The 24340-nt window shown below is 62.7% G+C and carries 20 protein-coding genes; 13 read left to right on the forward strand and 7 right to left on the reverse strand.

Features of this window, described 5'->3' with window-relative positions; translation table 11 throughout:
• Window positions 1-167: 167 nt before the first annotated feature.
• A complete protein-coding gene (locus AC07R0_RS21855) occupies window positions 168-812 on the reverse strand; it encodes a GntR family transcriptional regulator (RefSeq protein ID WP_495106435.1) in 645 nt (214 codons plus the stop codon).
• Between the two features lie 87 nt (window positions 813-899).
• Here AC07R0_RS21855 and scpA point away from each other — a divergent pair, with 87 nt between their 5' ends.
• The 9 genes from scpA to AC07R0_RS21900 are packed head-to-tail and all read left to right on the forward strand — an operon-like array spanning window position 900 to window position 11056.
• Window positions 900-3089, forward strand: a complete 2190-nt coding sequence (scpA, locus tag AC07R0_RS21860) for a methylmalonyl-CoA mutase (RefSeq protein ID WP_495106436.1) — start codon at window positions 900-902, stop codon at window positions 3087-3089.
• A gap of 17 nt (window positions 3090-3106) precedes the next feature.
• Complete coding sequence (locus tag AC07R0_RS21865) at window positions 3107-3541, forward strand: GNAT family N-acetyltransferase (RefSeq protein WP_495106437.1); 435 nt, start codon at window positions 3107-3109, stop codon at window positions 3539-3541.
• On the forward strand, window positions 3538-4527 hold the full coding sequence (gene meaB, locus AC07R0_RS21870; RefSeq protein ID WP_495106438.1) for a methylmalonyl Co-A mutase-associated GTPase MeaB: 990 nt from the start codon (window positions 3538-3540) through the stop codon (window positions 4525-4527). The genes AC07R0_RS21865 and meaB overlap by 4 nt, the downstream gene beginning before the upstream one ends.
• 30 nt (window positions 4528-4557) lie before the next feature.
• Window positions 4558-6090, forward strand: coding sequence for an acyl-CoA carboxylase subunit beta (locus tag AC07R0_RS21875; RefSeq protein WP_495106439.1), 1533 nt, complete (start codon window positions 4558-4560; stop codon window positions 6088-6090).
• Between the two features lie 16 nt (window positions 6091-6106).
• Window positions 6107-7153 (forward strand): acyltransferase family protein, encoded by a 1047-nt coding sequence (locus tag AC07R0_RS21880; protein ID WP_495106440.1) that lies wholly within the window; start codon window positions 6107-6109, stop codon window positions 7151-7153.
• Window positions 7154-7167: 14 nt separating this feature from the next.
• Window positions 7168-7458 (forward strand): helix-hairpin-helix domain-containing protein, encoded by a 291-nt coding sequence (locus AC07R0_RS21885; protein WP_495106441.1) that lies wholly within the window; start codon window positions 7168-7170, stop codon window positions 7456-7458.
• A gap of 9 nt (window positions 7459-7467) precedes the next feature.
• Window positions 7468-9516, forward strand: a complete 2049-nt coding sequence (locus AC07R0_RS21890) for an acetyl-CoA carboxylase biotin carboxylase subunit (RefSeq protein ID WP_495106442.1) — start codon at window positions 7468-7470, stop codon at window positions 9514-9516.
• Between the two features lie 9 nt (window positions 9517-9525).
• The gene (bioB, locus tag AC07R0_RS21895) at window positions 9526-10545 is read left to right on the forward strand and encodes a biotin synthase BioB (protein WP_495074810.1); all 1020 of its coding nucleotides are present in this window, start codon (window positions 9526-9528) and stop codon (window positions 10543-10545) included.
• Window positions 10546-10549: 4 nt separating this feature from the next.
• Window positions 10550-11056 carry a VOC family protein gene (locus AC07R0_RS21900; protein ID WP_495106443.1) on the forward strand — a complete coding sequence of 169 codons (507 nt, stop codon included), beginning with the start codon at window positions 10550-10552 and terminating at the stop codon, window positions 11054-11056.
• Here AC07R0_RS21900 and AC07R0_RS21905 read toward each other — a convergent pair.
• From AC07R0_RS21905 to AC07R0_RS21920, 4 genes are all read right to left on the reverse strand, one after another.
• Entirely contained in the window at window positions 11053-12225 is a 1173-nt protein-coding gene (locus AC07R0_RS21905) for a response regulator (protein WP_495106444.1), read from the reverse strand. The two genes, AC07R0_RS21900 and AC07R0_RS21905, sit on opposite strands and share 4 nt — an antisense overlap.
• A gap of 151 nt (window positions 12226-12376) precedes the next feature.
• On the reverse strand, window positions 12377-12886 hold the full coding sequence (locus AC07R0_RS21910; protein ID WP_495106445.1) for a putative pterin-binding protein: 510 nt from the start codon (window positions 12884-12886) through the stop codon (window positions 12377-12379).
• Between the two features lie 134 nt (window positions 12887-13020).
• Window positions 13021-13668: an RnfABCDGE type electron transport complex subunit B gene (locus AC07R0_RS21915; protein ID WP_495106446.1), complete on the reverse strand. Its 648-nt coding sequence runs from the start codon at window positions 13666-13668 to the stop codon at window positions 13021-13023.
• A gap of 47 nt (window positions 13669-13715) precedes the next feature.
• Window positions 13716-15134 carry a polyhydroxyalkanoate depolymerase gene (locus AC07R0_RS21920; protein ID WP_495106447.1) on the reverse strand — a complete coding sequence of 473 codons (1419 nt, stop codon included), beginning with the start codon at window positions 15132-15134 and terminating at the stop codon, window positions 13716-13718.
• A gap of 173 nt (window positions 15135-15307) precedes the next feature.
• On the opposite strand from AC07R0_RS21920, the gene AC07R0_RS21925 reads away from it, so the two are divergent.
• Window positions 15308-16318 carry a glycosyltransferase family 2 protein gene (locus AC07R0_RS21925; protein WP_495106448.1) on the forward strand — a complete coding sequence of 337 codons (1011 nt, stop codon included), beginning with the start codon at window positions 15308-15310 and terminating at the stop codon, window positions 16316-16318.
• Window positions 16319-16332: 14 nt separating this feature from the next.
• Window positions 16333-17127 (forward strand): ChbG/HpnK family deacetylase, encoded by a 795-nt coding sequence (locus AC07R0_RS21930; protein ID WP_495106449.1) that lies wholly within the window; start codon window positions 16333-16335, stop codon window positions 17125-17127.
• Here AC07R0_RS21930 and AC07R0_RS21935 read toward each other — a convergent pair.
• Both AC07R0_RS21935 and AC07R0_RS21940 read right to left on the reverse strand, forming a co-directional pair.
• Window positions 17124-18620 (reverse strand): phospholipid carrier-dependent glycosyltransferase, encoded by a 1497-nt coding sequence (locus tag AC07R0_RS21935; RefSeq protein WP_495106450.1) that lies wholly within the window; start codon window positions 18618-18620, stop codon window positions 17124-17126. The two genes, AC07R0_RS21930 and AC07R0_RS21935, sit on opposite strands and share 4 nt — an antisense overlap.
• Entirely contained in the window at window positions 18617-19210 is a 594-nt protein-coding gene (locus tag AC07R0_RS21940; protein ID WP_495106451.1) for a DUF1345 domain-containing protein, read from the reverse strand. The genes AC07R0_RS21935 and AC07R0_RS21940 overlap by 4 nt, the downstream gene beginning before the upstream one ends.
• Before the next feature lie 205 nt (window positions 19211-19415).
• On the opposite strand from AC07R0_RS21940, the gene AC07R0_RS21945 reads away from it, so the two are divergent.
• Both AC07R0_RS21945 and AC07R0_RS21950 read left to right on the forward strand, forming a co-directional pair.
• Window positions 19416-21932: a hypothetical protein gene (locus tag AC07R0_RS21945; RefSeq protein ID WP_495106452.1), complete on the forward strand. Its 2517-nt coding sequence runs from the start codon at window positions 19416-19418 to the stop codon at window positions 21930-21932.
• Window positions 21933-22043: 111 nt separating this feature from the next.
• Entirely contained in the window at window positions 22044-24335 is a 2292-nt protein-coding gene (locus AC07R0_RS21950; protein ID WP_495099174.1) for a putative bifunctional diguanylate cyclase/phosphodiesterase, read from the forward strand.
• The last annotated feature ends 5 nt before the right edge of the window (window positions 24336-24340 follow it).

The raw sequence follows: 24340 nt of genomic DNA on the forward strand, positions 1-24340 counted from the left end.
CGGGCCGCAGGTATGGCCCATTTTGTAGTGCTTTAGACCATTCGCCAAGCCCCGTAGCAACCCGTGGAGCGGGGCGATCATCTGTTTAGGGGATGATGGTAAAAATACGCGCTGGCGCAGGGTTTATCTGCGCAGGCAGCTACAAATACTGTAGCTTTTCCGAGTCGTCAGGAGGCCGCTTCCAGTCCATTGTGGAAGTGCTGGTGCATGCACTGGCTGGCGCGCGCGGCGTCCTGGGCCAGCAGGGCATCCATCAGCGCCCGGTGCTCCTGCAGCGACTCCTGGATGCGGCCGGACTTGAGCAGCGAGTTGTGCCGGTTCAGCTTCATTACCTTGCGCAGATCGGCCACGATCTGGTCGCGCCAGCGGTTGTTGGCGATAGCCAGCAGGCGCATATGGAATTGCTCGTTGATGGCAAAGAACTGCTCGCGTTGGTCCACCGCGGCTTCCAGCTCGGCGTGCAGGGCCTGCAACTCGGCGCGTTGCGCGGGGGTGGCGCGGGTGGCCACTACGCCGGCGGCGTCGGACTCCAGCAGCGCCAGCAGGTGGTAGACATCGGACAGGTCGGTTTCCGACACCTCGGTCACATAAGCGCCACGCCGCACCTTCATGGTCACTAGGCCTTCGGTGGCCAACACCTTCAGCGCCTCGCGCAGCGGGGTGCGGCTGATGCCGTATTCCTCGGCCAGCTTCAGCTCGTCGATCCAGCTGCCTGGCTCCAGCGTGCGCGCAAAAATGCGTTGGCGCAGCAGCTCGGCCACTTCTTCGTAGAGCGCGCGGGGAGTCAGTGGAGTAAGGGTGGTGGCAGCCATGGGCCGGATTCTACGGCAAAAATAATTCTGAATTTATAATTATGAATGCAGTAAACTGCCGCACAACGCAGCCAAGCCCTAAGTCATATGAGTCACACCGTACCTGAATTTAGCCCTGCCAGCCTCGCGCAATGGGCCAAAGCTGCCGCCAAGTCGGCGCCGGGCGGCGATGTATCGGCACTGGACTGGCATACGCCCGACGGCATCACCGTCAAACCGTTGTACACCGCCGAGGACACGGCGGGCCTGCCGCACACCAATACTTTGCCCGGCTTCGAGCCTTATCTGCGTGGCCCGCAAGCCACCATGTATGCGGTGCGGCCCTGGACCATCCGCCAGTACGCGGGCTTCTCCACCGCCGAAGAGTCCAATGCCTTCTACCGCAAGGCCTTGGCCGCTGGCGGCCAGGGCGTCAGCGTGGCGTTTGACTTGGCGACGCACCGCGGCTACGACAGCGACCACCCGCGTGTGACCGGCGATGTGGGCAAGGCCGGCGTGGCCATCGACTCGGTGGAGGACATGAAGATTCTGTTCGATCAGATCCCGCTGGACCGGGTCAGTGTCAGCATGACCATGAACGGTGCCGTGCTGCCGGTGCTGGCCGGCTATGTGGTGGCGGCGGAAGAGCAGGGCGTGCGCCAGGACCAGCTCAGCGGCACCATCCAGAACGACATTCTCAAAGAGTTCATGGTGCGCAACACCTACATCTACCCGCCCGCGCCCAGCATGCGCATCATTGGCGACATCATCGGCTACACGGCACAGCACATGCCCAAGTTCAACTCGATCTCGATCTCGGGTTACCACATGCAGGAGGCGGGCGCGAACCAGGCCCTGGAGCTGGCCTTCACCCTGGCAGACGGCAAGGAATACGTGAAGACCGCCATCGCCTCCGGCATGGATGTGGACGCCTTCGCCGGGCGTCTGAGCTTCTTCTGGGCCATAGGCATGAACTTCTACCTGGAAGTGGCCAAGATGCGCGCCGCGCGCCTGCTGTGGTGCCGCATCATGAAGGGCTTTGACGCCAAGAGCCCCAAGAGCCTGATGCTGCGCACCCATTGCCAGACCAGTGGCTGGAGCCTGACTGAACAAGACCCGTACAACAACGTGGTGCGCACCACCATCGAGGCCATGGCGGCCGTATTTGGCGGCACGCAAAGCCTGCACACCAATAGCTTCGACGAAGCCATCGCCCTGCCCACCGAGTTTTCAGCCCGCATCGCCCGCAACACCCAGCTCATCATCCAGGAAGAGACCCACATCCCGCATGTGATCGACCCCTGGGCCGGCAGCTACATGATGGAAAAGCTGACCCAGGACATGGCCGATGCCGCCTGGAAGATCATCGAAGAAGTCGACGCCATGGGCGGCATGACCAAGGCCGTGGACAGCGGCTGGGCCAAGCTGAAGATCGAAGCCGCCGCGGCAGAGAAGCAGGCGCGCATCGACAGCGGCAAGGACGTGATCGTTGGCGTCAACAAATACAAGCTGCAGACCGAAGACGCCATCGAAAGCCGTGACATCGACAACGTGGCGGTGCGCGATGGCCAGATTACCCGCCTGCAGGCTATCAAGCAAAAACGCGACTCCGAGCAGGTGGATCGTGCGCTGGCTGCTATTAGTTCTGCAGCAGAAACAGGCCAGGGCAATCTGCTGGCCCTGAGCATAGACGCCATCCGCGCCCGCGCCACCGTGGGCGAGGTCAGCGATGCGCTGGAGAAGGTGTACGGCCGCCACCGCGCCGACACGCAGAAAGTCACCGGCGTGTACGCTGCAGCCTACGACTCCGCCTCGGGCGAAGGGGACACCATGGAATTCTGGGACGCTCTCAAGGCCGACATCAACGCCTTCGCCGCAGAATTTGGCCGCCGCCCCCGGGTGATGGTCAGCAAGCTCGGCCAGGACGGTCACGACCGGGGCGCCAAGGTGGTGGCTACCGCCTTTGCCGACCTGGGCTTCGACGTGGACATGGGCCCGCTGTTCCAGACCCCCGAGGAATGCGCGCGCCAGGCGATTGAAAACGATGTGCACGCCGTGGGGGTGAGCACCCTGGCAGCAGGCCACAAAACCCTGGTGCCGGCCATCATTGCCGAGCTACGCAAGCAGGGCGCGGACGACATCATCGTTTTCGTGGGCGGCGTGATCCCGCGCCAGGATTACGACATGCTGTATGCGGCGGGCGTGAAGGGCATCTACGGGCCTGGCACGCCGATTCCGGTGAGTGCGCGGGATGTGCTGGAGCAGATCCGCCAATCCTTGGGCGCAGCCAAGGCCTGAGCCAAAGCCGGAGCCTTATGCGTTTGAGTTTTGCCCCCGTTGTCGCGGAAGATTTCGAGTCCATGGCGGAGCTGCGCATTGCCGCCTTGCGTGAAAGTTTGGAGCGGCTGGGGCGCTTCGACCCGCAACGCGCCCGTGCACGCTTGCAGGCCGCCTTTGCGCCGCAGCATATGCAGCACATCTGCCTGGCGGACGAGCGCATTGGCTACGTCACGCTCAGGCCAACGGATGAAAGTTCTTTGCACCTGGAGCACCTCTACGTCCGTCCCGGACTACAGGGGCAGGGTGTGGGGGCTTGGGCCATGGCGTGGGTCAAGAGCCATGGCCAGGACGTCACGCTTTCTGCACTGCGCCTGAGTGATGCCAACCGTTTTTACCTGCGCCATGGTTTCGAGGTGGTAGGAGAAAGCGCATTCGACATCGACTACCGCTGGAAGGCGCAGATCGCATGAGCTTTCTTGCTGCCCTTTTGGCAGGCGATAGCCCGGCCCAGCGCCGCGCCATCGCCAAGTCCATCACCCTGCTCGAATCCACCCGTGCAGAGCACCGCGCGCAGGCAGATGAACTGCTGACCGCGCTGCTGCCGCACACCGGCAAATCCTTCCGCCTCGGCATCAGCGGCGTGCCAGGCGTGGGCAAATCCACCTTTATCGAGGTGTTGGGCCTGTACCTGATAGGCCTGGGCCACCGCGTGGCGGTGCTGACGATTGATCCGTCCAGCACGGTGTCCGGTGGCTCCATCCTGGGCGATAAGACGCGCATGGAAAAGCTGTCTGTGCACGAGCGGGCCTACATCCGCCCCAGCCCCAGCAGCGGCACCCTGGGCGGTGTGGCCGAGAAGACGCGTGAGGCCATGCTGGTGTGTGAAGCGGCGGGTTATGACGTAGTGATCGTGGAAACCGTGGGCGTGGGCCAGAGCGAGACGGCCGTGGCCGGCATGACGGACATGTTCGTGCTGATGCAGCTGCCGAATGCTGGTGACGACCTGCAGGCCATTAAAAAAGGCGTGGTCGAGCTGGCCGACCTGGTGCTGATCAACAAGTCCGACATCGATGCACTGGCGGCCCAGCGCGCCCAGTTGCAAATGACTTCCGCCATGCAGCTATTGGGCTTATTTGGCCCGCACGACGACGCACACTGGCGGCCGCAGGCCTTGCTGTTGAGCGCGCTGGCAGGCCAGGGTGTAGAGGCATTTTGGGCCGCAGCCTTGAAGTTCCAAAAACTGCAAACTGCCAACGGCAACTGGCAGACCCGGCGCCAGCAGCAGTCGCTGGCCTGGATGTGGGAGCGCATAGACGCGGGGCTGAAGCAGGCCTTTCGCCAGCACCCGCAGGTGCAGGCTTTGTTGCCGCAGCTGCAGGCCGAGGTGGCGGCAGGACGGCTGCCCGCATCCACCGCAGCACGAAATCTATTGCTGGCGCAGAAAACATCTGCGTAGCTAGCTATCAAAAACGGAGCAACCATTCTTATGCAACATATCCTGGAACAGCTGGAAGCCAAGCGCGAACAAGCCCGCATGGGCGGCGGGCAAAAGCGCATCGACGTCCAGCACAGCAAGGGCAAGCTCACGGCGCGTGAGCGCCTGGAGCTGCTGCTGGACGAGGGTACGTTCGAAGAATGGGATATGTTTGTCGAGCACCGCTGCGCCGATTTCGGCATGGCCGACAACAAGATTCCCGGCGACGGCGTGGTCACCGGCTACGGCATGATCAACGGCCGTCTGGTGTTTGTCTTCAGCCAGGACTTCACCGTGTTCGGCGGCGCTTTGAGCGAAGCCCATGCCGAGAAGATCTGCAAGATCATGGACCAGGCGATGAAGGTCGGAGCGCCGGTGATCGGTCTGAACGACTCGGGCGGTGCGCGCATCCAGGAGGGCGTGGCTTCGCTTGGCGGCTATGCCGACGTGTTCCTGAAGAACGCCATGGCCAGCGGCGTGGTGCCGCAGATCAGCATGGTGATGGGCCCCTGCGCCGGCGGTGCGGTGTACAGCCCGGCCATGACCGACTTCATCTTCATGGTGAAGGACAGCAGCTATATGTTCGTCACCGGCCCCGAGGTGGTGAAGACCGTAACCCACGAAGAGGTGACGGCCGAGGAACTGGGCGGCGCCATCACCCACACTACGCAAAGCGGCGTGGCCGACCTGGCGTTCGAGAACGATGTGGAGGCGCTGCTGATGCTGCGCCGCCTGTACAACTACCTGCCGCTGAACAACCGCGAAAAAGCGCCCCTGCGCCCCAGCGGCGACCGTGCCGATCGCATGGACTACAGCCTGGACACCCTGGTGCCCGACAACCCCAACAAGCCCTACGACATGAAGGAGCTGATCACCAAGACGGTGGACGACGGCGACTTCTTCGAGCTGCAGCCCGAATACGCGAAGAACATCGTCATCGGCTTCGCCCGCATGGAGGGCCAGACGGTGGGCATCGTGGCCAACCAGCCGCTGGTGCTGGCCGGCTGCCTGGATATCAAGAGCAGCATCAAGGCCGCGCGCTTCATCCGCTTCTGCGATGCGTTCAATATCCCGGTCATCACCTTCGTGGACGTGCCCGGCTTCATGCCCGGCACCAGCCAGGAGTTCGGCGGCATCATCAAGCACGGCGCCAAGCTGCTCTACGCCTACGCCGAATGCACCGTACCCAAGGTCACCGTCATCACCCGCAAGGCCTATGGCGGCGCCTATGACGTGATGGCCTCCAAGCACCTGCGCGGCGACGTCAACTTTGCCTGGCCGCATGCCGAGATCGCCGTGATGGGCGCCAAGGGCGCGGTGGAAATCATCTTCCGCGAAGACAAGGGCGACCCGGCCAAGCTGGCCGCCAAGGAAGCCGAGTACAAGGCCCGCTTCGCCAACCCTTTTGTGGCTGGTGCGCGCGGCTACATCGACGACGTGATCCTGCCGCACGAAACCCGTAAGCGCATCTGCCGCAGCCTGGTCATGTTGGCCAGCAAGAAGATCGAAAACCCGTGGCGCAAGCACGGCAATATTCCGCTGTAAGCATGCAGAGCGCGCGATGAACAAGCTGTTGTCCCTGCAGATACTGCGGGCCGTGGCGGCCTGGCTGGTGGTGTTGCACCACTACCACCAGTTCTTTCACAACATGGATGACAGTCCAGGCCTGTGGCATTTCGCCGGGGCGGTGGGTACCTACGCGGTGTTTGTGTTCTTTGTGATCAGCGGTTTCATCATGCAGCGTTCGCTGGCGCAGCGCCCCGTGTCCGCACTCAGTTTTTTGGCCAGGCGGGTGGAGCGCATCGTGCCGGCCTACTGGGTGGCGACGCTGTGTCTGATTCTGGCGGCCAGCGTGGTGGGGCTGGGCGCTTTGAACTGGGGTGTGTGGACGCTGCAAAGCCTGCTGCTATCCCTGGCCTTTGTTCCGCACCAGCACCCTGCAGGCCTGGGGCTGTTCCCGACGCTGGTGGTGGGTTGGTCGCTGAATTTCGAGATGTTTTTTTATGCCCTGCTGGCGCTGATGTTGGGCCTGTTCAGGCGGGCCTGGCTGTGGCCGACCCTGGGTGTTTTGTGCGTGCTGCCGCTGGTATGGGGGCCGCAGTGGTGGTTGGCCAGCATCGCCAGCAGCCCACTCTTGATTTTGTTCGCGGTGGGGCTGCTGGCCGGCCAATGGCTGGCGCTGCCTGCGCAGAACCAGCGCCGGCGTAGTGTTTTGCTTTTGGCCGTTGCGATCGCAGGCGTGACGGTGGCGTATCTGGCGACCTACCCTTGGCCCGTGGTCTGGCAGTTTTCGGGGGCGTTCAAGATGTTTCTGGCCTGCGCCATGGTGCTGAGTGCTCTGCTGTGCAACAACTGGGTCAGCCGTTTGCCAGGGGCAAGTTTTCTGGTTCGGCTGGGCGACTATTCCTACTCCACCTACCTCTGGCACCCGGTGGTGCTGGTGTTGCTGCATGCCATTGCCTGGCGCCCCGCAGGCGGCATGCTGGAGTGGCTGTGGTTCACCGCCTATGTGCTGCTGGTATACGTGCTGTCTTTCATTTCCTACCGCTACGTCGAGTCGATCCGGTTCGTCGGCAAACGCCGGATGCTCAGGCGTGGCCTGTCTTGAGTGGAGGAGTAGCCATGCCCAAAGCCGATACTGCTGCCCAGGTCCGCGTACTGACCGACATCCCGAATATCGGTGCATCCATCGCGCAAGACCTGCGTGGCCTGGGTCTGCGGACCCCCGCCGATGTGGCCGCCATGGACCCCGTGGCGGTCTACGAGGCTCTGCGCGGCCCCATGGGCCAGCGCCACGATCCCTGCGTACTGGACACCTTCATGGCTGCCAAGAAATTCATGAACGGTGGGCCACGCCAACCCTGGTGGGACTTCACCGCCGAACGCAAAGCTTTGCTGAAGAATAAAACTTAGGACTATTCCATGTTCACCAAAATACTGATCGCGAACCGTGGGGAGATTGCCTGCCGCGTTATTGCTACGGCCCGCAAGATGGGCATCAAGACGGTGGCCGTGTACTCGGACGCCGACAAGGACGCGCGCCACGTGGAGCTGGCAGACGAGGCTGTGCATATCGGCGCCGCCCCCAGCCGCGAGAGCTATCTGCAGGCCGACAAGATCATCGCCGCCTGCAAGGCCACCGGCGCGCAGGCGGTGCACCCAGGCTATGGCTTCCTGAGCGAGAACGCCGAGTTTGCCAAGCGGGTGGAGGAAGAGGGCATTGTCTTCATTGGGCCCAAGCACCATTCGATTGCGGCGATGGGCGACAAGATTGCTTCCAAAAAACTAGCAGCTGCAGCAGGTGTGAACTGCATCCCGGGCGTCAATGACGCCATAGAAACAGCCGAGCGCGCGGTGCAGATCGCCCATGGCATAGGCTACCCGGTGATGATCAAGGCCAGCGCCGGCGGCGGCGGCAAGGGCCTGCGCGTGGCCTATAACGACAAGGAGGCGCTGGAGGGCTTCACCAGCTGCCGCAGCGAGGCGCGCAACAGCTTTGGCGACGACCGTGTTTTCATCGAAAAGTTTGTCGAGGAACCCCGCCATATCGAGATCCAGCTGCTGGGCGATGCACACGGCAACGTGATTTACCTGAACGAGCGCGAATGCTCCATCCAGCGCCGGCACCAGAAGGTGATCGAGGAGGCGCCCAGCCCCTTCATCAGCGACGCCACGCGCAAAGCCATGGGCGAGCAGGCGGTGGCCCTGGCCAAGGCCGTGCAGTACCAGAGCGCGGGCACGGTGGAGTTCGTGGTCGGCAAGGACCAGAGCTTTTACTTTCTGGAGATGAACACCCGCCTGCAAGTGGAGCACCCGGTGACCGAGTGCATCACCGGCCTGGACCTGGTGGAGCTGATGATCCGCGTGGCGGCGGGCGAGAAGCTGCCGCTGGCGCAGGCCGAGGTCAAACGCAATGGCTGGGCCATGGAGTGCCGCATCAATGCCGAAGACCCGTTCCGCAACTTTCTGCCCAGCACTGGGCGCCTGGTGCGCTTCCAGCCGCCGAAGGAAAGCATGTTCCAGGCGAACACGCAGGACTTGTACGGCGTGCGTGTGGATACCGGTGTGCAGGACGGCGGCGAGATCCCGATGTTCTACGACTCCATGATCGCCAAGCTGATCGTGCACGGCACGGACCGGCTGGATGCGATCGCCAAGATGCGCGAGGCGCTGAACGGCTTTGTCATTCGCGGCGTAAGCAGCAACATCCCGTTCCAGGCGGCGCTGCTGGCGCACCCGAAGTTTGTGGCCGGTGACTTCAACACGGGTTTCATCGCCGAACACTACGCCAGCGGCTTCCGCGCCGAGGACGTGCCGCATGCAGACCCCGACTTTCTGCTAGCCCTGGCCGCCTTTGTGCACCGCCGCTACCGCGACCGCGCCAGCGGCATCCGCGGCCAGGTGGCTGGGCACGAGGTGGAGGTGGGTGAGGCCTTTACCGTGGTGGCCCTGGGTGCTGGCGGGCACACGGTGCACACCCAGGTTCGTGTGCAGGACTTTGAAGGGAAAACAGGCTCCAGCGCAGTATCTATCGGCGCAAGAAGCTATAAATTTTGTAGTAATGCCCGCCTGGGCTCGCCGCGTATCCATGGCACATGCAACGGCCAAGCCTTTACCGCCCAGGTGGAACGGGGCACGCCGCGCAACCCGCTGGCCCTGCGCATCGCGCATGACGGCCGCCAGCTGGATGCCCTGGTGCTGTCGCCGCGTGCAGCAGCCCTGCACGCCCTGATGCCCTACAAGGCGCCGCCGGATATGAGCCGTTTCGTGCTCTCGCCCATGCCGGGTTTGCTGGTGGATGTGGCGGTGCAGCCGGGGCAAAAAGTGCAGGCCGGCGAGCGTGTCGCCGTGATCGAAGCCATGAAGATGGAAAATGTGCTGTTCGCCGCCGCCGATGGCGTGGTGGAAGAGGTCTTGGCAGCTAAGGGAGAATCCCTGTCTGTAGACCAGCCCATTGTCCGTTTTGCATAAGAGATACCCATGAATACTGCGACCCTTGAACAGCCGATCACTTTGCACCGTACGGCTCCGAAACCCGTGGTGAATTCCGAAGAACGCTGGCCTCTGGCCGAAGTCGAGGCGCTGTTCGAGCTGCCTTTCCTGGAGCTGATGCACCGCGCGCAAACCGTGCACCGCGAGAACTTCCCCGCAGGTGACGTGCAACTCTCGACCCTGCTGTCTATCAAGACCGGGGGCTGCCCAGAAGACTGCGGCTACTGCCCGCAGTCGGTGCACTACGACACCGGCACCCCCGCCACCAAGATGTTGGGCGTGGATGTGGTGGTCGCCGCGGCCAAGGCGGCCCAGGAGGCCGGTGCCACGCGCTTCTGCATGGGCGCGGCCTGGCGCAGCCCGAAGGACCGCGATGTGGACAACGTGGCCGAACTGGTGAAGGCCGTGAAGGCCCTGGGCATGGAAACCTGCGCCACCCTGGGCATGCTGGAAGACGGCCACGCCGCCCAGCTGCGCGACGCCGGCCTGGACTACTACAACCACAACCTGGACACCTCGCCCGATTTCTACGGCGACATCATCGACACCCGTGTCTACCAGGACCGCCTGGACACGCTGGACCGCGTGCGTGGCGCTGGCGTGAAGGTGTGCAGCGGCGGCATTGTCGGCATGGGCGAAACCCGTGCCCAGCGCGCCGGCCTGGTGGCCCAGCTGGCGAATCTGGAGCCGTCCTATCCCGAATCGGTACCGGTGAACAACCTGGTGCGGGTGGAAGGCACGCCGCTGGCCGATGCGCCGCCGCTGGACCCGCTGGAGTTTGTGCGCGTGATTGCGGTGGCCCGCATCACCATGCCGACCGCTCGCGTACGCCTGTCGGCCGGCCGCCAGCAGATGGGCGAGGCCGTGCAGGCCATGTGCTTCCTGGCCGGCGCGAATTCGATCTTCTACGGCGACAAGCTGCTGGTCACCGGCAACCCGGATGTGGAAGCTGACCGCCAGCTGCTGGCCAAGCTGGGCCTGCCGACCTCGGGCGTGCTGGCGTCCTAAACCGATGACCCGTCCCCTTCGACAAGCTCAGGACAGGCCCTTCAAGGTGCTGGGCGTCCAGCAGATCGCCATTGGTGGCCCCGACAAGCAGCGTTTGCGCACACTGTGGGTGGATCTGCTGGGCCTGGAGGTCACCGGTAACTTCGTCAGCGAGCGTGAGAACGTGGACGAGGACATCTGCGCCCTCGGCAGCGGCCCGTTCAAGGTCGAGGTGGACCTGATGCAGCCGCTGGACATAGACAAAAAGCCGGCGGTGCACACCACGCCGCTGAACCACGTGGGGCTGTGGGTGGACGACTTGCCGCTGGCCGTGGAGTGGTTGACGGCCCAGGGCGTGCGCTTTGCGCCGGGCGGCATCCGCAAGGGGGCTGCGGGTTTCGATATCTGCTTTGTGCACCCCAAGTCGAACGAGGTGCTCCCGGTGTCGGGCGAGGGCGTGCTGATCGAGCTGGTGCAGGCGCCGCCCGAGGTGGTGGGCGCATTCGCGCGCTGGGCGCAGGTCCAAGCTTAAATCTTTACGCTGGATTCGGCCGCGAACTCCAGGGCCATGCGGTACACCTCGGCCGACGCCATGCCGTCATCGTCGGCGAAGTCGGTGGCAATTTTCTGGAATTGCGCCTCGATTGCGCCAAAGGCCGTCACGATGTCGGGGTCGAAATGTGTGCCGCTACCCCTGCGGATGATGTCGCTGGCCTCGGCATGGCTGAAGCCGGGCTTGTAGACGCGTTTGGAGATCAGGGCGTCGTACACATCGGCCAGCGCCATCAGACGCGCTGAGGCGGGTATGGCGTCGCCGCGCAGGCCCTGTGGGTAGCCCGAGCCGTCCCACTTTTCCTGGTGGCACAGGGTGATCTCCTTGGCGTAGCGCAGGAATGCCGTGGCGTAGTCCGCGCCTTCCTCGGCCTTGACCAGCGCCGCGTGGCCCAGCGTGGTGTGGGTCTTCATTATTTCGAATTCGTTGAAGTCCAGCTTGCCTTCCTTGAGCAGGATGCGGTCAGGAATGCCGACCTTGCCGATATCGTGCAGCGGTGCAGATTTGTACAGCGACTCTATGGCCGCATCGGTCAGTTCGTCGCAAAAGCGCGGGTGGGTCTGCAGCTGCTGCGCCAGCGCCTTGACGTATTTCTGGGTGCGGCGCAGGTGGTTGCCGGTTTCGTTGTCGCGGGTTTCGGCCAGCAGGGCGATGGCCCGCACGGTGATGTCCTGTATGGCTGCAACTTCGCGGGTGCGTTTTTGCACCTCCAGCTCCAGGAAGCGGCTTTGGTTCTGCAGAAAGTCGCGTGCCCGCTTCAGCTCCAGGTGGTTGCGTACCCGGGACATGACGGTGGCCGGGTTGATGGGCTTGGTGATGTAGTCCACGGCCCCCAGGTCGAGGCCAATTTTCTCGTCCTCCGTGGCGCTCATCGCGGTGAGGAAGATGACGGGGATATTCGCGGTTGCCGGTTGGGCTTGCAGCTGGCGGAGCACCGCGTAGCCGTCCATGCCGGGCATCATGATGTCGAGCAGGATCAGGTCTGGTTTGTCGTCGGCCTGGGCGATTTTCAGCGCGCGCTCACCATTCGGCGCCAGTTTGACCCGGTACACGCTGCGCAGCAGGTTGCTCATCAGTGACAGATTGTCTGGCGTGTCGTCTACCACCAGTACCGTCAGTCTGTCTGGCACATCGGATGGATGGCTCATGGTATCTCCTCGTCATTCGGTACGTGCTGGCATGGCTGGCACGTACGCAGTTACTACAGAGCGTCTGAAAGACTGGGCCGGTCTGTGCCGGTTTGCGCGGTGGCGGGACCTGGGTTGAGGGCTGCTGGCCTACCCGTTGGACGCAAACACTTTATTGAACCTTCAGGCTGCTGAGCTGCCAGGCAGAGCGGTTGTAATAGGTTTCGGTGCGTAGCTCGGGCTTGGTGTCAAACGGGTAGACGATGAACAAGGGGCCTTTTTCGCGCACCGGCATGGGCTTGTCGTTCATCAGGCGGGCGACGATGGTGTCGAACTTGACGGCATCGTCAAACGGGATTTCGGTCTTGTAGTCGTTCAGTGCCGTGGCCAGGATCTTGTTGCCCTTGGCGCCGGCGGCGGCCAGCACATCGCGCAGCAAGGGGCCGGTGAAGCTGACCGGTGTGGCGTACCAGGGGGTTTGCGTGGTGAAGGTTTTTTGCGGCAGCTTTTCCAGCATCTTCATGTCGAATTCCGCATTGGCGCCAACATTGGCCTGGGTGATCGCGCCGCTGACGGTCAGGATGACGCGCCCCTCCGGTTTGTCCAGGGCCATCACTGAGAACGCCCAGAAAGCACCCAGGGTGCAGGCCAAGATTCGGATGTTTCGCAGAGAGGTTTGCATGGACAGGCTCCTGGGAATGGCTGATCGATGTGGCATTTTGTAACGCCAATTGACTATAACAAGGCCGACTCCTGCGTTGTAGGCTTTTAGCAGCCACAGGCTCTGGGGCATGCTCCCCTTTGTGGATGGCTTGGTCAGCTGGCGTCGGATTGGCGCCGTGCGCGGGCGCGGGCCAGCGCGGCGGCGATGGTGGCCTGCTTGGCGTCTGCGGCGGGCAGCGCGTTGGCTGGTGAGGTGGGGGCAGCTACCTGGCTGGGTTGTTTAGATGTTTTATCGGTCTGGCGCTCTTCCTGATTGCGCCTGCTGCTATGGATTGCATAGCGAGTTTGGGCGTTAAGCGCCTCGGCGGCAGACCATGCGTTCCAGCCGGTGCGCTCGCCACTGGCGTTCAGCATCTGGATGCAGTCCACCGGACAGACGGGCAGGCAGAGTTCGCAGCCGGTGCAGTGCGCCTCGATGACGGTATGCATGCGTTTGTTGCTGCCCAGAATGGCGTCGGTGGGGCAGGCGGCTAGGCACAGGGTACAGCCTATGCACCAGCTTTCATCGATCACAGCCACGGCGCGGCTGGTTTCCACCCCAAAGACGGGATTCAGCGGTATCACCGCCTGCCCGGTAATGCGTGCCAGCCGCGCAATGCCCTCGGCCCCGCCGGGGGGGCATTGGTTGATGGGGGCTTCCTGTGCGGCAATGGCCTGCGCATAAGATGCGCAGTCCGGGTAGCCGCAACGGGTGCACTGGGTTTGCGGAAGCGCAGCGTTGATCTGCTCGGCTTGCAGCATGCGGGCCGAGGGGGGCGAAAGCACTGGCACCTGGGCCCTGCGCGGAATCAGGCTTTCTGGGTCGCAGGCTTGCGAGCTGCCACCTTGCGGGCCACGGGCGCTGCGGCTGCCGGTTTGACAGCCACGGGTGCTGCTGGAGCTGGGCTTGCCGGTGCAGTAGGTGTAGCGGGCGTGGTGGTGCTGGGCGTAGCGGTGGCGGCAATGTGGCTGTGTGCCTTGATAAAAGCCTTGACTTCGGGGTACACCATCTCGCGCCAGCGGCGGCCGCTGAAGATGCCATAGTGGCCTGCGCCCTGGACTTCGTAGTGCCACTGCTGGCTGGTGGGGATGCCGGTGCAAAGATCATGTGCGGCACGGGTCTGGCCGGAGCCAGAAATGTCGTCCAGCTCGCCTTCCACGGTCAGCAGGGCGGTTTGGTGGATGTCTTGCGGTTTCACCAATTCGATCTTGCCGTCTAAGCCGCGCACATTCCAGGTGCCGTTGACCAGTTTGAAGTCCTGGAACACGGTGGAGATGGTTTCCAGGTAGTAATGCGCGTCCATATCGAGCACGGCGTTGTACTCGTCGTAGAACTTGCGGTGGACTTCGGCGCTCACGTCATCGCCCTTGATCAGGTCCTGGAAGTAGTCGTAATGGCTTTTGGCATGGTGGTTCGGGTTCATTGCCACGAAGCCGGTGTGCTGCAGGAAACCGGGGTAGACCTTGCGGCCTGCGCCAGGGAAGCTGGAGGGCACCTTGTAGATCACATTGTTTTCAAACCACTCGTAGCTCTTGTTCATGGCCAGGTTGTTCACCGCGGTGGGCGACTTGCGGGCGTCGATAGGGCCGCCCATCATGGTCATGGTCAGAGGGGTAAGGTCACCGCGCGAGGCCATCAGCGACACGGCTGCCAGCACCGGTACGGTGGGCTGGCATACGCTCATGACATGGCAGTTGCCGTAAATGCCTTGCAGGTGGCGGATGAATTCCTGCACATAGTTCACATAGTCGTCCAGGTGGAATTCGCCTTCGGACAGCGGCACCAGGCGGGCATTCTTCCAGTCGGTGATGTAGACCTTGTGGTCTTTCAGCATGGTTTTGACGGTGTCGCGCAGCAGCGTGGCGTAGTGGCCCGAGAGGGGGGCCACGATCAGCACGGCGGGCTGGCCCTTGAGCTGGGTCAGGGTGTGGATGTCGTCGGTGAAGCGCTTGAAACGGCGCAGTTCGCAGAAGGGCTTGTCGATTTCCACGCGCTCGTGGATGGCGATATTGGTGCCGTCTACCTCGATGGTTTGCAAGCCGAATGTGGGCTTTTCATAGTCCTTGCCCAGGCGGTAGAGCAGGTCATAGCCGGCAGATACGCGCTGCGACAGGCTGGTTTTACCCAGGGGGGACAAAGGGGTGCTGTAAAGCTTGGAAGCTGCTTGCGCAAAATCTGCAAACGGCTCCATCAACGCGCGCTGGGTTTCGTAGATTTGGTAGAGCATGGTGGGTTTCAGCAGGGGGAAAGTATTGTTGCAGTGCAATATAGCAGTTGCTTGTTGCTTTAAGTGGAGAGGAAACACCAATACGCGCGTTCACGGCAGCGTTACGGTGAACACCTACACTTAGAACTTGCGACTCGGGCAGGGGCTCCGGGGGCTTGAATAATATAGTTTTTATGAATAACGAACCGGCTGTGGTACAGGCCTCTTTTTCAATCCGTTCCATGCGCCCGCGCATGAGCGTGGTGGTGCCTGCCTATAACGAGGCGTCCAACCTGCCGGCCATGCTGACCGGACTGACGCACGCACTGCGCCAGTTGACGGACGAATGGGAGGTGCTGGTGGTGGACGATGGCAGCCGCGATGCCACGCCCCTTGCCATGTTGCCCTGGGTCAGCGCATCCGGTGTGCGCTATTTGCGCCTGAGCCGCAACTTCGGCAAGGAATGTGCACTCACTGCCGGTATTGAACACGCCCAGGGCGATGTGGTGGTGTGTATGGATGCCGATTTGCAGCATCCGGTGGACATGTTGGGCCCCATGCTGCATGCCTGGCGCGACGGTGTGGACATGGTGTGTGCCGCGCGCTCGTCGCGCGCCGACGAAACCGCGGCCAAGCGCCTGGGGACCTGGTTGTTTTACCGGCTGATCAACACCAACTCTTCGGTGCACATACCTGTGGATGCCGGGGATTTCAGGCTGATGGACCGTCGGGTCGTGGACGCCCTGAAGTCCTTGCCCGAACGCAATCGCTTCATGAAGGGGCTGTTTGCCTGGGTGGGTTTTCGCACGCAGATACTGCCTTACACACCACACGAACGGGCTTCCGGGCAGAGCAGTTTCTCGCTCAAGCGGCTGGCTCGGCTGGCGTTTACCGGCGTTACCACCTTCACCAATTTCCCGCTGCGCCTATGGAGCGCTTTGGGCTCCTTGATCGCGTTGGGGGCCTTGCTGTTTGGCTGCTGGATCATCATCGAGCACTACATAGACTCAGAGGCCGTGCCCGGATGGGCAACCTTGGCGACCAGCATGATGTTCTTCAGCGGTGTGCAGCTGCTGTCCATCGGCATACTGGGCGAATACGTGGGGCGGATTTTTGATGAGGTGAAACACCGGCCCATATACATCGTGGCGTCCGAGCAAGGGCGTAGCACGTTTACCGATGCGGATGAAGGGCAGGCCGGGTGACGCGTGTTCTGGCTATGTGCGCAGATGATTTTGGTCTGACGCCAGGTATTTCCGAAGGGATTGCAGAGCTGGCCCAGGCCGGTTGTATTAATCTGGTGTCGTGCATGCCGCAGGCGCCGGGTTGGCAGGCTTCTTTACCTTTGCTGGCGGCTATGCCTGCCGCCGTGCAGCGCGGACTGCATTTCAACCTCACCGAAGGCCAGCCCCTGAGTCCGGAGCTGCGCCACCATTGGCCCCGTTTTCCCAGCCTGCCCAAGCTGATTTTGGCGGCGCATCTGCGGCAACTGCCATTGGCCGCCATCGCTCTGGAGTTGCGGGCACAGTGGCAGGCCTTTGCCGATGCGACCGACGGCGCCCCGCAATTCGTGGACGGCCACCAGCATGTGCACCATTTGCCCGGTGTGCGGCAGGTGCTGCTGGAGTTGGTCACGTCGCTGTCGCCGATGCCGGCCGTGCGTGCCACCGGCCGCCTGTTGGGGCCGGGCGAGGGGGTGAAACGATGGCTGATCCAGGCAACCGGCGGCCGTGCGCTGCAAAGCGCGCTGGCCCGCCAGGGTATACGCCACAACCCTTGTTTGACCGGGGCTTACGACTTTATTGATCCCGACTATGCTGGGCGTATGCGTGCCTGGCTGGCGGCTCTGCCTGCCGAGGGTGGTTTGCTGTTTTGCCACCCTGGCGTGGACGGCCCACCGCACACCGTGGTGGACCCGATTGCCCCCGCACGGCTGCGCGAATGGGCGTATTTGCGTAGCGAGGCTTTTGCGCAGGATTTGCGCAGTGCGGGCGTGGTGCTGGGGACGATTTAAGGGCAGCCGGTTTTTTCCAGCCGCAGCAGCTGCGCGTTGGTACCGGTGAAGACCGGGCTGGCAGTTCCCATCTCTGGCGGCAGGCTGTAGTTTTTCTCGGCGACCAGCCAGGTCGTGCCGGGGCTGCAGCGCAGCGTGGTGAGGCGGTCGGGCGTCCACAGCACTTTGGCGGCCTGGGCCGTGTCGAAGCGGGCGGCGTCGGCAAACTCTTTGCGCCAGTTGTCATGCTGGGAAATATCCGCATCGTTCCAGGTGCTCAGCACGATGGCAGGTTGGCGCAAATGGGCATAGAACGGCACGTCGTAAAACGCTTCGTTGATGAACACCACATGGTCTTCGACCTGCTGCACGCGGGCCAGTTCTTCGGCCACGTCCCGGTGCGAGCCGGGTGCCTTCCAGGCCAGGCCCAGCACTACAGCCACACACAGCGCTGCGCTGGTCGGTATCAGCCAACGCCAGACACGGCCACGCGCAACCGCCACGGCCAGCAGCGCGCACCAGGGCGCCAATGCCGGCAGGATGTAGCCCACCAGCTTGCTGCTGGGCAGCGAAAAGAATCCGACGATGGCCAGTACCCACCACACCAACAGGCTGGTCAGCCCTTTGAGTGGCTGGGCTGGTGTGTCGGGGCTGGGCTGCAACTGGCTGCGCAAGCATAGGCTCCACGGCAGTGTCAGCAGCGGCAACACAGCGATGTAGAACCAGAACGGATGGACGTTGTTGAACGTGGCCTGGGCGAAGCGGCGGAAATGCTGCTCTATGAAGAAATAGTCGTAAAACCCCGGAAAGCGCTGCTGCATCCACAGAAACCAGGGTGCCGCCACCAGGCCGAACGCCAGCAAGCCCAGCGGGTGCAGCATGCCGATGATCTGGCGCCAACGGCCCTGCGCCAGCAGCCAGGGGCCCAGCACCAGTGCTGGCAGCACGAAGCCGATCAGGCCCTTTGCCAACATCGCCAGTGCGCAGGCTAGCCAACCGGCGACCAACCAGGCCAGGTCTATCTTGGGCAGTTCCAGCGCGCGTACAAAGCACAGTATGGCCACGGTCAGCATGCCGGCCACCAGCATGTCCAGATTGGCGTATTGGCTGCCCACATAGAAGAATGGGCAGGTGGCCAGTATGCCTAGCGCGATGAGTGCAAACCGCAGGCCGACCCAGCGGCGTAGCGCGAGGAACAGCGATGCACCCATCAGCCAGGCGCCAACGAAGGCGCCAAACCGCGCAGCAAATGCGCTGACCCCAAATACCTGGAAAGCGGCCATGTCCAACCAGTACATCAGCGGCGGCTTGTGGAAGAAGGGCAGGCCGTTCAGCGTAGGCACCAGGCCGTCGCCCAGCAGCATCTCGCGCGCCACATTACCGTAGCGCCCTTCGTCGGGCAGTAGCAGGGGGCGCACGCCTAAAGTGGCCAGCAGCCACAGCGCTAGCAGCAGCAGGACCAGGGCCGGGTTGTTCAGCCGACGGGATGGAGGCGTAGGGAAGGAAGTATTCACAGAAGCCCGGATGCAATATTGATGGTCAGCGCCACCAGGGTGGTGTTGAAGAAGAAGGCCAGCACGCAGTGCAGCAGACCGGTACGCCGCATGGACGAAGTAGTAAAGCTGACGTCGGCGGTTTGGCCCGAGGTGCCGATGATGCAGGCGAAATACAGAAAATCGCCGTAGTCCGGCTTGTCCGTGCCCGGGAAGGACAGGCCTACTGGCTTGCCGCGCACCAGCGCTGCATAGAAGTCATGGGCGTAGTGCAGCGCAAACATCACGTGGGTAAAGGCCCAGGATGTGACGATGGTCAAGACAGCCAGGCCGAGATGGGTGTAGCGCAACCACCCTTGCAAGTCTTTCACCACTCCCAGTTGGGCAATGATGGCGCCTAAGGTGGCCATTGCGGCCAGCACCACCAGGGCCAGTATCGTGCCGCGGCCTTCGTCCTGTTGCTGCGCGCGCCGACGTATCTTGTCGTGGTCGGAATAGAAGATCATGCGTCCGGCCAGCGCCAGGTAAATCAGGGCAAAGGTGTTCCAGCCCAATATCAAGCGGGTAGCGGTTTGGAAGGCTGGTAAATAGCCCAGGGCCAGGACGACCAAAGTGCCTACCAGCGCTGAAGAAAACAGGCGGGGACGGCTGCGAATGAGCCGGATTGGCGATACACGATGTCGGGGTGGCTGGGCGCTCATATGGCTGTGTGAAGGGACTGGTCAACAGTGCAATGCATGCACTGGCGTATCCGATCTGGTCGGGCTTGCGTACGATACCATCACCCCACTTCAACATGGACGGCGGCGGACCAGGATGGACTCCCAACAGCAGCTTTTGGCCGGTGTACGCGCAGAGCCTCGAACCCTGCGCTTTCGCGCACGTTTTGCGCTGCTGGCACTGGCCAGTGGTGGTGCCGGCCTGGCCCTGGCTCTGCATTACCCAGTGTTGCCTTCCCTGGTGCTTGCGCTGTTCGTACTGGCCTGCGCAGTTTTCTACCGTTGGCCCGATACCTGGCTGCTGGCGGTGCCGGGCTTGCTGCCACTGGTTGGCTTTGCACCGTGGACGGGCTGGCTGACCTTTGAAGAATTGGACATGCTGGTGCTGGCCGCAGCAGCAGGGGGGTATGCCCGCCGCACTCTTCACCCGTTGTCGGCATCGCACAGGCGGGGTAGCGGCCAGCATGCGTCCGGCGGCGTGTGGCTGCTGGTGTTGCTGTTTTGCATTTCAATTCTGGTGGCCATGGTCCGGGGTTTTGATAACGCCGGTGGTTTCAGCTTTGGCTGGTACCAGGGCTACCACGAGTCCATGAACAGCCTGCGCCTGGCGAAAAGCTTCTTCCTGGCCTTGCTGGTGTTTCCGCTCTGGCGGGCCGCGGTGGTGCGCCGGGGCGAGCAGGCCAGCCGATGGCTGGCAGGGGGGCTGGCACTGGGCCTGGCCGCTGCGTCCTGGGCCACGATGTGGGAGCGCTCCGCCTTTGTGGATTTGTTCAATTTCTCTTCCGATTATCGGACTACAGCCCTGTTTTGGGAGATGCATGTGGGGGGGGCGGCGCTGGACGGCTTTTTGGCCCTGACGCTGCCCTTCGTGGTGCGTGAATTGCTGGTGGCCCGCTCGTTGCGTCGCTGGGGTGCTTTTGCGCTATGTCTGGGCATGGGAGCCTATGCCTGCCTGACCACTTTTTCGCGCGGCGTCTACCTGGCTTTGCCTATAGCGATTGCCGTGACGGGGGCTTTGTATCTGTTGGCCCACCGGCGCACGGTGGCGGAGGCGGGTGCATCGGCGGTCAAGCCGGCGCCCATGCGGCTGCTGTCGGCGCTGGCCTTGCTCGTTATTTTCAGCCTGGGAGTGTGGTGGACTTTCCCGTCCAGTGGCTACCGCGGACTGGCCTGTTTGCTGGGTGCCATGGGCTTGCTGATGCCCTTGGCCGGCCAGTTGCGACGCTTCACGCTGGCGGACTGGATCGTCGGCCTGGTGGCTGGCGGTTTGCTGTGTGCTGCCTGGTGGGGCATTGCGCTGGCGCTGGACAAGGGCGCTTATCTGGTCTATGCGGCCAGTGCCCTGTTGACGGCCGGCCTGCTGCTGGCCAGCGGTCGCGGGGCGGTGCCGGTGGGTCGGCACCGCCCCGCGGGGCTGATGGCACAGCTGGCGTTTGCCAGCTATCTGGGTCTGTTGATGGGCATGGGGCTGGTGGCTGAGCACTGGGGCTATGGCCGGGGCCTGGAGGCCACCTTGCCGGTGGTGCTGGTGCTGGTGTTGTTGGCATTTGGAGCAGGCGTGGCGCCTGTGGGCCTGTGGCCCGACCGCCTGCGCTGGCATGCAACGACTGGGGCTGCGATGCTGTTGGTGGGCGGCATCGTGGGCGTATTTGGCGGTGGCGCCTACATGGGGGACCGTTTTTCAACCAGTAGCAGCGATCTGGATACGCGTCTGGCGCATTGGCGCGAAGGCTGGCAGATGCTGGATGCGCCGCTGGACCCGGTGCTGGGCAAGGGCTTGGGCCGTTATCCGTCCAGCTACTTCTTTGCCCGTTCCTCGATAGAGCATCCCGGCGACTACCGCCTGTCCAGCCAGGCCGGCAATAATTATCTGGTGCTGGCCGGCGGCAAGCAGCAATACATGGGCTGGGGCGAGATACTGCGCGTCTCTCAGCGGATTTTGCCGCCCAAGGGCCCGGTCAGCGTCAGCCTGTCGGTGCGCGTCACCAAACCGGTGAATGTGCACCTGGAAGTGTGCGAGAAGCACCTGCTATACAGCGCAGGCTGTTTATTGGGTGGTGTGTATGTCGAGCCCAAGACCACCGAATGGCAAAGTTTCGAGGTGCCGCTCAAGGGCGGCGAGCTGTCCAGTGGTGCCTGGTTTGCGCCGCGAATTGTGTCGTTCTCGGTTGCCACCGACAGCGTCATGGGCCTGGTGGACGTAGACAACATCCAGCTCAAGAGCGCGGATGGCCGCCAGCTTTTGGATAACGGTGATTTTTCGCAAGACCTGCAGCGTTGGTTTTTTTCCAGCGACCGCAACCACTTGCCCTGGCACATCAAGAACGTCTTCATGAATGTGTTGTTTGACCAGGGTGGCGTGGGCTTGGCGCTGTTTATCGCCATGGGCCTGGCGGCGCTATGGCGTGTCACTGTGGGGCGGGCCAAGGACCACCCGCTGGCTCCCGGCATTGCCGGCGGCCTGGTCGGGTTTGTGGTGGTGGGCCTGTTCGACAGCTTGCTGGATGTACCGCGTCTGGCCTTTTTGTTTTACCTGGTGCTTTTGCTGGGCATGACGCTACGCCATATTCGTCCGCCTGTTGCGGCCAAGCCCAGTCGCAACGCGGCACTGTGATGGGGTTCAGGCTAGGGTATGCAGAATGTAATAATTTGTATTTCATATCTGGCCTGTTTACCGTTACGATGCGGACTTTCTGATGCAGCTACATAACCCCTTCATGCAAAGATGAGCAGTTTGCGCGCACGCATTCTGGGGTTGCTGGCGTTGCTGTTTTGCGTGGTCGGCGTGGTCAGCTTCATGGTCAGCTCGTCACTGCTGGACCGCAGCCTGGCATCGTTCGACCAGCGCGCTGCGCATGACCAGTATCTGCGTGTGGACCTGGGCCTGCGCCAGGAAGTGACCGCGCTGTTGCGTACGGCCCTGGACTACGGCGTGTGGGACGAGTCGGCCCAACACATGCAAAACTTCAACCTCGGCTATCTGGCGCAAAGCTATACGGTGGAGTCGCTACGCAACCTGGATGTGGACTATGTAGCGTTTTTGACCCTGGCCGGTCAATTGCATTCCAGCGTGGATATACGGCGAGGCCGGGTTGAGCCTCTGGCCGGCAATGACCCGGTGTTGGCGGAAGCCATGGCGGCCATTTTTGCGCTGCCTCCCGAGCTGCGTGAAAAGGGCGGTGAATTCAAGCGCTGGTTGAAGGGCCAGCCGGTGCTGCTGGTGTTCAGTCCGGTACGCATGCGCCAGATCGGCTCCCCGATCGTGGGTTGGATGCTGATGGCCCGCGAATGGCAGGGCGAGCGCCTGACACGTCTGATGAAACTTACCGGCAGCCACTTTGTGCTGCGGCCTGCGGATGCGTTGGCGGACGGCACGCAAGCCAGCAATGACAGCAGCGCCATCCTGAAAGACACGGCAGGACCCAGCCAACTGCAACTGGTGGTGGATACGCCACCCACGCAGCACACCCAGAAGCAAACCAGTCAGCTTCTGCTGCTGGCCAACGCGTTGGTGCTGGTCGTGTTGGGTGCTCTGGCGGTGGTCTTTCTGCTCGATCGGCTGGTTCTCAAACGCCTGGGCAAGTTTGCCCAGCTGGCGCGCAGCCAGCGCAGCACCGACCCGGCGCTGATGCGACAGTGGCCGGTGCAGGGCCATGACGAGCTGGACGAGCTGGCCTTGTCACTGAACACCATGATGGCTGCGCTGGGCAAGGCGCGCTCTGGCCTGGAGCACGATGTCCGCACCGATGCCCTGACCGAGCTGGGTAACCGCCGCATGCTGCATGAACAGTTGGACCAACTGCTGGCCATGCAGCAGCGCCAGCCGGGCCTGACCCTGGCGGTGCTGCTGATCGACCTGGACGACTTCAAGCTCATCAACGATTCCCTGGGCCATGCAGCCGGCGACTTTTTGCTGACCAGCATTGCCCGTTCGTTGGAAAAGCTGATCCGTACCAGTGACGTGGTGGTGCGCCTGGGGGGCGACGAGTTCGCCTTGCTGTACGTGGCCCAGGGTGATGAGCTGGGTGTGCGGCACTTTGCCGAGCGGGTGCAGGAGACGATTGCCCAGACCCGGGAATACCAGGGCTCCTACCTGACCGTCAGCTGCTCCATGGGTATTTGTTATGCCCACGGCACCTCGACGAACAAGGACGACCTGCTGCGCAACGCCGATCTGGCCATGTACGACGCAAAGCGGGCGGGCAAGGGCCGCTACAGCTTTTATAGCGAATCGATGCTGGGCAATGTGCAGGAACGCATGCTGCTGGAGCAGCGGCTGCGCGAATGTCTGCGTTTGGATGAGTTGGAGGTCTGGTTCCAGCCCATCGTCGATGCGCGTACCGGCGCAGCGCCCATGATGGAGGCCCTGGCCCGCTGGCCGATGGACGGCGGCTTCTGTCCGCCCGACAAATTCATCCCTATCGCCGAAGAATGCGGTTTGATCGTGGCCCTGGGCATGGCGATTGCCAACAAGGTTGCTGCCGCCTTGCCGGCGCTGTTGGCGCAAAACCCGTACACGGTGGTGAACATCAACTTGTCGGCCAAGCAGCTCATGGTGACCACCCTGGTGGAAGACATGTGCGAGCTGCTGGACCGGCAGGGCATACCCCGTTCCTGCGTGCATTTCGAGCTGACCGAGTCGGCCGTGGCCAAGGACGCAGAATTGGCCGAGCGCCAGCTGCAGCTGCTGGCCGAAGCGGGGTTTCATTTGCATCTGGACGACTTTGGCACCGGCTACTCGTCGCTGCACCGCCTGCAAAGCCTGCCGTTCTCCACCCTCAAGCTGGACCGCTCCTTTGTCACCTTGCTGGGGCGTGGCGATGCGCATATTGCCAAGGTCATCATGGCCCTGGCCGGCGAGCTGGGTGTGGGGGTGATTGCCGAAGGCATAGAAACCGAGCAGCAGCGCGATGCGCTGATAGCCCTGGGCTGCCACTGGATGCAGGGCTACTGGTTCGCCCGGCCCATGCCATTGCCGCAGATGCTGGACTGGCTGAAGAACCGGCCAGGAGCTTAGAACAC

This window comes from Rhodoferax sp. GW821-FHT07F03 (genome assembly GCF_059418745.1).

Coding starts and splice junctions, on each gene's coding strand:
- AC07R0_RS21855 (WP_495106435.1), bottom strand. CDS start 812: ATGGCTGCCACCACCCTTACTCCACTGACTCCCCGCGCGCTCTACGAA.
- scpA (WP_495106436.1), top strand. CDS start 900: ATGAGTCACACCGTACCTGAATTTAGCCCTGCCAGCCTCGCGCAATGG.
- AC07R0_RS21865 (WP_495106437.1), top strand. CDS start 3,107: ATGCGTTTGAGTTTTGCCCCCGTTGTCGCGGAAGATTTCGAGTCCATG.
- meaB (WP_495106438.1), top strand. CDS start 3,538: ATGAGCTTTCTTGCTGCCCTTTTGGCAGGCGATAGCCCGGCCCAGCGC.
- AC07R0_RS21875 (WP_495106439.1), top strand. CDS start 4,558: ATGCAACATATCCTGGAACAGCTGGAAGCCAAGCGCGAACAAGCCCGC.
- AC07R0_RS21880 (WP_495106440.1), top strand. CDS start 6,107: ATGAACAAGCTGTTGTCCCTGCAGATACTGCGGGCCGTGGCGGCCTGG.
- AC07R0_RS21885 (WP_495106441.1), top strand. CDS start 7,168: ATGCCCAAAGCCGATACTGCTGCCCAGGTCCGCGTACTGACCGACATC.
- AC07R0_RS21890 (WP_495106442.1), top strand. CDS start 7,468: ATGTTCACCAAAATACTGATCGCGAACCGTGGGGAGATTGCCTGCCGC.
- bioB (WP_495074810.1), top strand. CDS start 9,526: ATGAATACTGCGACCCTTGAACAGCCGATCACTTTGCACCGTACGGCT.
- AC07R0_RS21900 (WP_495106443.1), top strand. CDS start 10,550: ATGACCCGTCCCCTTCGACAAGCTCAGGACAGGCCCTTCAAGGTGCTG.
- AC07R0_RS21905 (WP_495106444.1), bottom strand. CDS start 12,225: ATGAGCCATCCATCCGATGTGCCAGACAGACTGACGGTACTGGTGGTA.
- AC07R0_RS21910 (WP_495106445.1), bottom strand. CDS start 12,886: ATGCAAACCTCTCTGCGAAACATCCGAATCTTGGCCTGCACCCTGGGT.
- AC07R0_RS21915 (WP_495106446.1), bottom strand. CDS start 13,668: ATGCTGCAAGCCGAGCAGATCAACGCTGCGCTTCCGCAAACCCAGTGC.
- AC07R0_RS21920 (WP_495106447.1), bottom strand. CDS start 15,134: ATGCTCTACCAAATCTACGAAACCCAGCGCGCGTTGATGGAGCCGTTT.
- AC07R0_RS21925 (WP_495106448.1), top strand. CDS start 15,308: ATGAATAACGAACCGGCTGTGGTACAGGCCTCTTTTTCAATCCGTTCC.
- AC07R0_RS21930 (WP_495106449.1), top strand. CDS start 16,333: ATGTGCGCAGATGATTTTGGTCTGACGCCAGGTATTTCCGAAGGGATT.
- AC07R0_RS21945 (WP_495106452.1), top strand. CDS start 19,416: ATGGACTCCCAACAGCAGCTTTTGGCCGGTGTACGCGCAGAGCCTCGA.
- AC07R0_RS21950 (WP_495099174.1), top strand. CDS start 22,044: ATGAGCAGTTTGCGCGCACGCATTCTGGGGTTGCTGGCGTTGCTGTTT.